Origin of the sequence: Bacillus sanguinis (assembly GCF_018332475.1) — a bacterium.
Classification (GTDB): domain Bacteria; phylum Bacillota; class Bacilli; order Bacillales; family Bacillaceae_G; genus Bacillus_A; species Bacillus_A sanguinis.
In genome coordinates, this window is record NZ_BOQB01000102.1 from 1 (window position 1) to 11,007 (window position 11,007).

The 11,007-nt window shown below is 33.1% G+C and carries 13 protein-coding genes; 12 read left to right on the forward strand and 1 reads right to left on the reverse strand.

Annotated features, from left to right (window positions below; genetic code table 11):
* Positions 1–45: 45 nt before the first annotated feature.
* Positions 46–633 carry an SCO family protein gene (locus KI369_RS12820; protein WP_000833340.1) on the forward strand — a complete coding sequence of 196 codons (588 nt, stop codon included), beginning with the start codon at positions 46–48 and terminating at the stop codon, positions 631–633.
* A gap of 40 nt (positions 634–673) precedes the next feature.
* Here KI369_RS12820 and KI369_RS12825 read toward each other — a convergent pair whose 3' ends face one another.
* Positions 674–1,138: an Hsp20/alpha crystallin family protein gene (locus KI369_RS12825; RefSeq protein WP_212956195.1), complete on the reverse strand. Its 465-nt coding sequence runs from the start codon at positions 1,136–1,138 to the stop codon at positions 674–676.
* A gap of 217 nt (positions 1,139–1,355) precedes the next feature.
* On the opposite strand from KI369_RS12825, the gene asnB reads away from it, so the two are divergent.
* The 11 genes from asnB (at position 1,356) to KI369_RS12880 (ending at position 10,938) form a co-directional block, all read left to right on the forward strand.
* Positions 1,356–3,257, forward strand: coding sequence for an asparagine synthase (glutamine-hydrolyzing) (gene asnB, locus KI369_RS12830; RefSeq protein WP_212956196.1), 1,902 nt, complete (start codon positions 1,356–1,358; stop codon positions 3,255–3,257).
* A 93-nt stretch (positions 3,258–3,350) separates the two neighbouring features.
* Positions 3,351–3,710 (forward strand): GNAT family N-acetyltransferase, encoded by a 360-nt coding sequence (locus KI369_RS12835; RefSeq protein WP_000627511.1) that lies wholly within the window; start codon positions 3,351–3,353, stop codon positions 3,708–3,710.
* 48 nt (positions 3,711–3,758) lie between these two features.
* Positions 3,759–4,088, forward strand: coding sequence for a hypothetical protein (locus KI369_RS12840; protein ID WP_212956204.1), 330 nt, complete (start codon positions 3,759–3,761; stop codon positions 4,086–4,088).
* Between the two features lie 229 nt (positions 4,089–4,317).
* Positions 4,318–5,172 carry a phosphatase PAP2 family protein gene (locus KI369_RS12845; protein WP_212956197.1) on the forward strand — a complete coding sequence of 285 codons (855 nt, stop codon included), beginning with the start codon at positions 4,318–4,320 and terminating at the stop codon, positions 5,170–5,172.
* 138 nt (positions 5,173–5,310) lie between these two features.
* Positions 5,311–6,276 (forward strand): ABC transporter substrate-binding protein, encoded by a 966-nt coding sequence (locus KI369_RS12850; protein ID WP_212956198.1) that lies wholly within the window; start codon positions 5,311–5,313, stop codon positions 6,274–6,276.
* Between the two features lie 132 nt (positions 6,277–6,408).
* A complete protein-coding gene (gene dat, locus KI369_RS12855) occupies positions 6,409–7,284 on the forward strand; it encodes a D-amino-acid transaminase (protein ID WP_212956199.1) in 876 nt (291 codons plus the stop codon).
* 98 nt (positions 7,285–7,382) lie between these two features.
* Complete coding sequence (locus KI369_RS12860; protein ID WP_001105300.1) at positions 7,383–8,030, forward strand: nitroreductase family protein; 648 nt, start codon at positions 7,383–7,385, stop codon at positions 8,028–8,030.
* A gap of 258 nt (positions 8,031–8,288) precedes the next feature.
* Complete coding sequence (locus KI369_RS12865; protein WP_212956200.1) at positions 8,289–8,777, forward strand: hypothetical protein; 489 nt, start codon at positions 8,289–8,291, stop codon at positions 8,775–8,777.
* A 65-nt stretch (positions 8,778–8,842) separates the two neighbouring features.
* The gene (locus KI369_RS12870; RefSeq protein WP_212956201.1) at positions 8,843–9,097 is read left to right on the forward strand and encodes a hypothetical protein; all 255 of its coding nucleotides are present in this window, start codon (positions 8,843–8,845) and stop codon (positions 9,095–9,097) included.
* A gap of 114 nt (positions 9,098–9,211) precedes the next feature.
* A complete protein-coding gene (locus tag KI369_RS12875) occupies positions 9,212–9,760 on the forward strand; it encodes a cysteine hydrolase family protein (RefSeq protein WP_212956202.1) in 549 nt (182 codons plus the stop codon).
* Between the two features lie 284 nt (positions 9,761–10,044).
* Complete coding sequence (locus KI369_RS12880; RefSeq protein WP_212956203.1) at positions 10,045–10,938, forward strand: mechanosensitive ion channel family protein; 894 nt, start codon at positions 10,045–10,047, stop codon at positions 10,936–10,938.
* Positions 10,939–11,007: the final 69 nt, after the last annotated feature.

Here is an 11,007-nt window from a genome sequence, read left to right on the forward strand (position 1 = left end):
AAACATAACCTATTTAAATTTAGGATAGAGAAAAGAGGTTTATAAATGAAGCGTTATCAAAAAATAATTGGTCTTATGGTTGTATTTTGTCTCTTTGTACTTGCTGGATGTAGTGGATCAGGTTCAAAGCTTCGTAAACCATTAAATTGGGATTTAGAAACTTTCCAATTTACAAATCAAGATGGAAAGCCATTTGGTACAAAAGATTTAAAAGGGAAAGTTTGGGTTGCTGATTTTATGTTCACAAATTGCCAAACGGTTTGTCCACCAATGACTGCTAATATGGCAAAACTGCAGAAGATGGCAAAAGAAGAAAAATTAGACGTTCAGTTTGTTTCGTTTAGTGTAGATCCAGACCTTGATAAGCCGGAGAATTTGAAGGCTTTCATTCAAAAGTTTACAGAGGATACTAGTAACTGGAATTTACTAACGGGTTATTCGTTAGAGGACATTACAAAGTTTTCAAAAGATAATTTCCAATCACTTGTAGATAAACCAGAGAATGGTCAAGTTATACATGGTACATCATTTTACTTAATTGATCAAAACGGAAAAGTAATGAAAAAGTACAGTGGCATTAGTAATACGCCGTACGAGGACATTATACGTGATATGAAGCGATTAGCAGAATAAAAAGAAGGGTGCAGATTATAAAGCACCCTTCTTTTTTACATTAGTCTATGGATAAAATGTCATGTTGTTGTGGAAGTTTTGGTGCCCGAATTTCTAACACGCCATTTTGATACGAAGCTTTCGCTGCTTTTTTATTAATTGAGTACGGTAATTTAATTAATCTGGATGCTTCTGAAATGGAACGTTCTCGGCGATAATAGTTATGAGATGTTTCTTCTTCAGCCTCTTCAAGTATCTCTTCTTTTACAGAGACTTTTAAGTATTCACTTTGTATTTCAATTTGAATTTGTTCTTTTTGTATACCTGGTAGTTCAGCTGTAACAACAAGTTCTTCACCAACTTCATATAAATCTACAGGGAATGTTAATAAACGGTTTCCTTTTTGGAAAAAATGATTTAAATCAGCGATTACATTACGAAGTGGTGTTTGCTCGAAGAAATCATCAATTTGCTTTAAATAATTACGAACCGGTGGGCGAGAAGAGTCTTTATTTTCTTCACTCATGATATTCCCTCCTAAAAATCAATTTGCAATATCATATGACAAAAGCGGAGAAAGGTGAGTGCCTAGTTTTCATGTTTTCATAAAAAATTGTTAAAAATGTGAAATGGAGTGATTTTTTTATAGTTTTTGGTCGCCATATTCAGTTGATTATGCTAGTATAAATAGGGTTGATATAGTAGTATAGAGACAGAATGAAAACTGAAAGAGGGTAAGAAGTATGTGTGGTTTTGTAGGATGTTTATGTGAAAACCCTAGAGAGTTTTCAGAAACAGAAAAACATCAATTTGAAAATATGAACACGATGATTTTCCACCGCGGTCCAGATGACGAAGGATATTTTCGTGATGAACATGTACAATTTGGCTTCCGCCGTTTAAGTATCATTGACTTAGAGGCAGGACATCAGCCGCTAACTTATGAAAATGATCGATATGTAATTATCTTTAATGGTGAAATTTACAACTATGTTGAATTACGTGAAATGTTACTTGAAAAAGGTGCAACGTTTGCAACGCAATCTGATACAGAAGTTATCATTGCATTGTATGCACATATGAAAGAAAAATGTGTAGACTATCTTCGTGGTATGTTTGCATTTATGATTTGGGATCGTGAAGAGAAGAAACTTTTCGGTGCACGTGACCACTTTGGTATTAAACCTTTATACATCGCACAACAAGGCGATACTACATTCTTCGCATCTGAGAAGAAAAGTATTATGCATGTGATGGAAGATAAAGGCGTTAATCCAACGTCATTACAACATTACTTTACGTATCAATATGGTCCAGAGCCAGAAACATTAACAATTGATGTTAATAAAATCGAGCCTGGTCATTATTTCGTAAAAGAAATCGGTAAAGAGATGGAAATTCATCGCTACTGGAAACCTTATTTCAATGCTTCAAGCGCAACGAAAGAGGAGCATATCCAAGCAATTCGTGATGTGTTATATGATTCAGTAAAAGTGCATATGCGCAGTGATGTACCAGTAGGTTCGTTCTTATCTGGTGGTATCGATTCATCTATTATCGCTTCTATCGCAAGAGAAATGAATCCAAATCTATTAACATTCTCTGTTGGTTTTGAGCAACGTGGTTTCAGTGAAGTTGATGTTGCAAAAGAAACTGCTGAGAAATTAGGGGTTAAAAACCATAACGTATTCATTTCAGCGAAAGAGTTTATGGATGAGTTCCCAAAAATTATTTGGCATATGGATGATCCTTTAGCAGATCCAGCAGCTGTACCATTGTACTTCGTTGCAAAAGAAGCACGTAAACATGTAACAGTTGTTCTTTCAGGTGAAGGTGCAGACGAGCTATTTGGTGGTTATAACATTTATCGTGAGCCAAACTCACTAAAAATGTTCTCTTACATTCCTAGCCCAGGTAAGAGCGTTCTAAAAGCATTAAGTGGTGCTCTTAAAGAAGGCTTTAAAGGAAAGAGCTTCCTAGAGCGTGGATGTACGCCAATTGAAGAGCGTTACTATGGAAACGCGAAAATCTTCCGTGAAGAAGAGAAAGCGGAATTAATGAAGTATTACGATGAAAGTGTTAACTATATGGATATCACGAAACCATTGTATAACGAAATTAAAGATTATGATGATGTAAGTAAAATGCAGTACATTGACATGTTCACATGGTTACGCGGTGACATTTTATTAAAAGCTGATAAAATGACAATGGCGAATTCATTAGAACTTCGTGTACCGTTCTTAGATAAAGAAGTATTCGATGTTGCATCTAAAATTCCAACTGAATTTAAAATTGCTAACGGAACTACGAAAGCTATTTTACGTGAAGCAGCACGCGGAATCGTTCCAGATCACGTATTAGATCGTAAAAAACTTGGATTCCCAGTACCAATTCGTCACTGGCTAAAAGACGAAATGCATGATTGGGCTATTAATATTATAAACGAAAGTAAGACAGAGCATTTAATCGACAAACAGTATGTATTAAACTTACTGGAAGCACATTGTGCAGATAAAGGCGATTATAGCCGTAAAATTTGGACTGTACTTGCATTTATGGTATGGCATCAAATTTATGTTGAGCATAAATACGATACGAATAAGTTCCACGAAGAAACGAAACGTGCGTATAGCTTAGTTTAATTAGAAAAACCTTAAGATCGCATACGGTCTTAAGGTTTTTTTCATAAATAGGACGTATTATTGATACAATAATAGTAAAAGGATGGACAACATATGATTACGTTTGAGAAAGTTACTGTAGAAAATGAAAGCGTTGTTAAAGAAATGTTTCACTCACATAGTTTAAGTGAGAAACAGGTACAGTATTGTGTGAAAGTCGATGATACATATATTGGTGTAATAGATTATCGTGTTCAAGGGGAGACTGCGGTTTTATCTCAGTTAATTATTCACTTTGATTATCAAAGTTACGGTTATGGAACAAATACGTATTTTACATTTGAAACAATGATGAAAGAAAGAAATGTGAAAGAGATAAAGGTATTACAAACGGAATTAACAGAACAAGCAAAATCTTTCATTGAGAGCTTTGGTTTTAATGAGGAAGATGGAATATATGTGAAGAAAATATAATGATGAGTACTTATGCAGGATAAATATAAGGCAGGTGGATGTATGACAATGACTTCTGGTCTTGTATTAATTGGAGGGTGTTTTTTAGTAGCGGAACTCAGCCATATGTTTATTCGAAAAAGAATGAATAAGAAGAGAAAGCCATATGAATTACAATATGCCCCAGTGTTTTTCCTTTTGTTTTGTATGCTACTTGCATTACAAAGCATAACGAATTTTCCGCCGCTTTTAAATGTTTTTTTAAAGTTCGGTTTGCTGTATAGTACCACTGGAATAGCCCTTTTATTCCTTTTATTTTGCATACGTTATATTCACTATCAATCGTATATATTTATTTTAAATTGGTTAAAGCAAAATGATAGAAACCGCCTTACATAAGGCGGTTTTTTTATTTGTAATTAGAGTGATTTTGTATATAAAGCCCAAAAATTATTGGAAATCTATAAAAATGATTGGATGTTTTAACATATTATCTATTATTAGTATGTGGTACTATATGTTCTTAACATGTAAAGTAAGTAGGTGTATAAATTTGAAATGTTAATCCACTAGTTTATATGAAGTGCTGACAAATAGCAGAAGGAATTTTTTGGAGGTATCGTTTTTTATGGTTAATATTGATATGTTACTTCTTGAATGGATGACAAGTTTCGAAGGAAGTGTCCTTACAACATTTTTTAAACTTGTATCTAGTCTTGCAAATGAAACGTTATATTTAGTTATTATTTCGTTTTTATATTGGTGCGTTTCTAAAAGAAAAGCATTTCATATGATTGTTATGCTTTGTTTCTCTGGGTATATAGGGATAATGGTAAAAGAATTTATGAAAATCCCACGACCGTATACATATGACGGAATTGAAGCTTTATATGAAAAATCAGCCGCAGGTTATTCTTTTCCAAGCACACACGTCCAATTATCGACAACGTTTTGGGGTTCATTCATGATTTTATGTAAAAAGAGAATCATTTGGATCATTGGTATTGTTTTTATTATATTAGTTGCTACTTCTCGTTTATATTTACGCGTACATTGGCTCAGTGATATAATAGGGGCTGTTTTAATTAGTGTCATCGTTGTTTATTTATATACGAAAGTAACAGTAGAATTAAGTGATAAGAAATTTATAATGTTACAACGAATTGTATTGGTAGTTTCACTTATTCTGTATTTTATGACAGACCAAATAGATAATTTTAAATTGCTAGGAGTTTTGACAGGTTCTACGATTGGTATCATGCTAGAAAATCATTTTATTAAAATGAATGAAACTAATAATTTAAAAATACAAGTGTCAAAAACAGTATTGGGTCTTAGTATTTTGTTAGTGGTACAGCTCCTATTAAAAAAAGTCATACCTGATATGTATTATTTACGTTATGTATTGACTGGATTTACAATTACTTTCTTATGTCCATTTATGTTTCACATGTTACGAATAAAAAATGTGAGTAGCAAATAAGTAAAAAAATAGTTTGAATAAAAATGAGGTCTAAATTATATATATTGAAAAAGTTTTCTGATATATATATTGACAATGTATGAGATATACATTATTCTTGTGAATGTAATTGAAAATCATTTTCAACTAGGAGGATTTATGACACGTACTAAAAATATTCTTATACTTTGCGTTATGTTACTAATGGTCATAATCGCAGGGTGCGGTAAAGAAGAAGAGAAGAAAGATAAAGATACATCAGCTAAAGCAAAAGATTCATATACGATAAAACATGCGATGGGCGAAACGACAGTAAATGGTACGCCAAAAAGAGTTGTCGTTTTAACAAATGAGGGTGCTGAGGCACTTTTAACTGTTGGAGTAACGCCAGTTGGAACTACAAAGCCAAGAGCTGGTGATGAATGGTATCCTCATTTAGCAAAAGAGCTAAAAGATACCAAAGTAGTAGGAACTGAGCGTGACATTAATTTAGAGGCAGTAATGAAGCTTCAGCCAGATTTAATTATCGGAAATAAAATGCGTCACGAAAAAATATATGAGCAGTTAAAAGAAATCGCGCCAACTGTATATGCTGAAACATTGCGCGGTGATTGGAAAGAAAACTTTACGCTGTATACAAAAGCTGTAAATAAAGAAAAAGAAGGGCAAAATGCTCTTAATAATTATAAAAAGCGTATTGCAGGAATAAAAGAACAATTAGGTGATAAAATTAACTCTAAAGTTTCCATTATTCGTTTCGTCCCAGGTGATGTTCGTATTTATCAAAAAAATTCATTCTCAGGTGTTGTATTACATGATATTGGATTTAAACGACCACCACTACAAGATAAAGATGAATTCGCGATAAAAGGAATTACAAAAGAACAAATTCCAAATATGGACGGAGACTATTTATTCTATTTTACATCTGATAAAGATGCGGATAAGAATAATGAAGGAAACACGTTAGCGAAAGAATGGATAGAAGATCCGCTCTTTAAACAACTGCAGGCTTCTAAAGATAATAAAGTATTCCAAGTAGATGAAGTGATTTGGAATACAGCAGGTGGTATTGTAGCTGCAAACCTTATGTTAGATGATATTGAAAAATATTTTCTGAAGTAGAAGAATGGCCCGGTACATCACTTTAAATGGGTGATGTACTTTTTTTATTTGTTAAAATACAGAAAATTCCTTCTTTTGATCATGGATAAGTTGTACAATTAAAACAATCATGGAATAAAGGAGTGGGAATAAATGAAAGCTACTCATAAAGATTGGATTTTGTTTAACGGAAGAATTGTAAATACGAAGGAAGAACAGCCGATGATTCCATTAGAGGAGAGAGGCTTTCAGTTTGGTGATGGTATATACGAGGTATTCAGACTATATGATGGGAAGCCACATTTATTAGATTTACATTTAGAAAGATTCTTTAATTCTATGGAAGAAATAAAATTAATTCCATCGTTTACTAAGGAGGAGTTAGTAGCAGAGTTACATCAAATGATTGAAAAAAATCAATTTCAAGAAGATGGAAATGTTTATTTGCAAATATCAAGAGGTGCTCAAGCACGTAATCATGTGTATGAATCAAATATGGAACCAACGTATTTTGCAAATATTGTTTCGTTTCCAAGGCCGATTGCTGCTATGGAACAAGGAATAAAAGTTACTGTAGAAGAGGATATACGCTGGAAGTTTTGCCATATAAAATCTTTAAACCTGCTACCTAATATTATGATTAAAAATAAAATAAACAAACAAGGCTATCAAGAAGCGATATTATTACGAGATGGAATTGTAACTGAAGGGTGTCATTCAAATTTCTTTATGGTGAAAAATAATAAATTGATTACACATCCGGCTGACAATTTCATTCTACATGGCATTACACGTTATTACGTTATTACATTAGCGAAAGAGTTACATATTGAAGTAGAAGAACGAGAATTTTCACTACAAGAAGTATATGAGGCAGATGAGTGCTTCTTCACGGCGACACCACTTGAAATATTACCAGTCGTTCAAATAGGTGATGAGCAGTTTGGGGCCGGCGAAAGAGGACCAATTACAAAGAAACTCCAAGTGGCATATGAAGAAAGTATTCGTTTGTTTAAAGTTACGAACTAATATTGAAGAAAAAAGCTGGTATTCCTCCAGCTTTTTTTCGTGATATAATTCAAGCATAGGACAAGATTTGAAAACGCTGTAAAAAGGGGATTTAATGTATGAATTATGAAGATTTTAAAGAAGTAATTCACGGTAGAAGAAGTGTTAGGAAGTTCACAGAACAAGAAGTATCCACGAGTGATATAAAAGAAATTATTGATTGTGCTCGTTATGCACCGAGTGATACGAACTCACAAACTTGGGAGTTCTTGGTCATTATGAACCGAGAGAAAATTAAAGAAATTGAGCAAATGACATGGGATGCATTACATAAACTTGCGGCAAAAGCGGCAGAAAACGGAGAAGAGAAAGCAGGGAAACTACTTACACGTTCTTTCGGACCATATGCAACAGCATTCTCAGAGGCGCCAGTATTAATCGTATGTTTGGCAACACCATACGAATCAAAGTTTCGTGAAAAAATATTCGATCCAATTGCTTTTGTTCCAGATTCAGTTTGGGAAGAAGAAGGAATTAAGAGTAGCTGTTTAGCGGCACAAAACTTAATGTTGGCTGCACATGCGAAGGGACTTGGCACTTGCCCGATGACAGGGCCGGTATTGTTAGCTCAAGATGAACTACGACAATATTTACAAATTGAGCCTGAAAAACAAATAAATATGGTTATTTCACTCGGTTTTCCGAAAGATAAGCCGAAGAAACTTCCAAGAAAAGAAGTAGATGAGATTACAACATTTGTTTTTTAAAGCTGAAAATAAAAGACATTGAATGAACAATGTCTTTTTATTTTGAACAGGTATGTAATTCATCTGTTGGGCTAAAATGATAGATAAGAGTGAATTACTATTTATTTCATAAAAAAAATTAATGTTCTATTAAGGAAAGTATGATACATTAATCGTGAGCAAGATTCTATTTGTTCATGAAAGTGTTAAAAGTAGTCTTAAAATTTAAAAGTTATTTTTGTATAATAAATTATAATGAAATGACAGGGGGGATGAATTTTGAAAAAATTCATAATCACTGGATTGTCTGTATTGTTATTAGTTGGTTGCGGTACTCCGCAGGAAAAAGAGGGTACACAATCAAAACAGGAAGAACAAGTTGTAAACGCAAGTAATGAGAATATAGTTGTATTTCCTGAAGGGGTAATGCCCATTGGAGAAGGAAAAGTGAAAGTTATTACTCCAGATGGTACTTCTGAAAATGGCAATATACCAACCGTATTCGTCAAAAAGGATACTTTAATTCAACACGTTGAATTAGAGCTTTCTAATTTTCAAAATGATAAAGAAACATTCGTATTTGTAGATCAAGTGTTTGCAGATAAACATCAAGTAACTAGTACAACACAGACAACAGTACAATTAAAAGAAAAGACGCTTGAGACTGGTAGTCATACGATTACTGCAGTTCAGTATGAAAACAATGACCCGAAAGGAAAGGTTATTAGTTTTAATCAAGCAACATTTGAGACAAAACCTGCGTCTTAATAAAAATAAAAAGTACATTACTCAAAAAGTAGTGTGCTTTTTTGTTTGAACTAGAGTGTACATTAGTGAATAACTTGTTTCGTTTTCTAATACGATTACATAGGAAGAACTCAATTGTTACTACTAGGACAGAGAAAGAGGCTGAAGATGTGAATCGGTGTATTCGTATCGTCTTGATTATTTTAACGATGTCGGTCATTTGGTTTACGATTCAAGAGGTGACTCAAATTACGCTTGACTATCAAATTCACGACTTGTTAATAGGAGTTATTTGTTTTACCATTGTTTATCTATTATATGATAAACTCGGATTAAGGTAAGTTTTACATGAAAAATGTAGGTACTTCATTTTTCATGTCGAATAGTACGTACGATGTCGTAATAACAAATTTTCTATTGTTTACTGTGAAACAGGAGAAGGGGAGATAGTGATTATGAAACGAGCTCTTATTAATATTGATTATACATATGATTTTGTAGCAGAAAAGGGTGCTTTAACATGCGGGAAACCAGGACAAGAAATTGAGAAGGAAATTGTCCATATAACGAAAGAATATATTGAAAATGGAGATTACGTTGTCTTTGCGATCGATAAACATGAAGAAAACGATGTATATCATCCAGAATCAAAATTATTCCCACCTCATAACATAGCTGGTACAAATGGAAGAGATTTGTTTGGTGAATTACAGAATGTGTACGAAACATATAAAAATGCAGAGAATGTATATTACATGGATAAAACGCGATATAGTGCATTTGCAGGAACAGATTTAGAGATTAAGTTACGAGAAAGAGGAATAGAAGAAGTACATCTTGTAGGGGTTTGTACTGATATTTGTGTTCTTCACACAGCCGTAGACGCTTATAATAAAGGGTTTAAAATTGTTGTTTTTGAAAAGGCGGTTGCATCTTTTAATACGCAAGGACATGAATTTGCACTTGGACATTTTAAGTCATGCTTACATGCAGAAGTTAAGTAAAAAAGAGGCCTTTACAAAGGCCTCTTTTTTACGTTTAAATTGAGACAATATTTTGCTCAATTAGTTTTTTTATGAACTATTCGGCGGTGTGTTAATATTCCCCTTTTTTGTATAGGTAAGTGTTGCGATTTTAAAAAAACTTGATTTAATAAAATTTCAATTGTCAGCTCCCTTTAGGTGATGAAAAAGGGTATATTTATAGAAGAATGTGTAACAAGTTTTAAGGAAATTAAAACAATAAACCAGTTTTTTGTGAAATTTTCATTAGTTAAGGAAGTGGATGGATGAGTGTATTAACGTATACTGAAGAATTTTTTAATTATGTAAGAGAGTTTTTACTTTTAAGATTTTTACTATTTGCTTTAGTTCTAATTATTATTTCTTTTGTAATCAACCGCATTATTGATTGGTTCTTTAGGAAATCAAGCTTTTTTGATGAAGAGGTAGAGCAAACGATTCAAAGTGTGATTCGATCTATTTTTAGATATATCATTATCATCAGTCTAATCATATATTTAATTAGCCAATTTGTAGATATAAAAAGTATCATTGCAGGTGCAGGGATAGCGGGAGTTGTTATCGGTTTTGCTGCACAACAGATGCTAAAAGATGTTATATTGGGCTTTGCGCGATTAGCGGATAAAGAGTTTCGTGTTGGCGATTTTGTTACTTTTAACGGAACAAACTCAGGAACGATTGAGGAAATTAGTATTCGTTTTATGCAAATTCGTGAATGGTCTGGAAAACTTCTTACGATACCACATGGAGAGATTCGAACGATACAAAATTTTAATAAAGGATGGATGCGCGTAATTGAACGGATTACGGTAAGTTATCAGGAAGATCCTACAAGAGTTAAGGAATTGTTAGAAGAGGTTTGTGTGAATTGTAATGAAAAATTCGCTCCAAATCTTTATAAAATAGAAGATGAAGCTGTGGAACCGTTTAAATACGTAGGTGTTACAGATTTAAATCCGAACCTTAAATACGTTGGATATGAATTTTGTATTACAGGCTTAATAAAGCCAGAAGATTATTTTGAAACTTCTAGACAAGTAAGGTTTGAATTAATGTCTATGTTCCATAAGAATCAAGTGAAAATGCCATCAGCGAATATGTTCGTTACTACTGAAAGTTTACAGCATATCCATGATGGACAATCTTTATCGGACAGCTAAAATAGAACAGTTTGTTAACAGAAATGATACTTCCAATATTATTGGATAGTATAACAAAAATAAAATGAT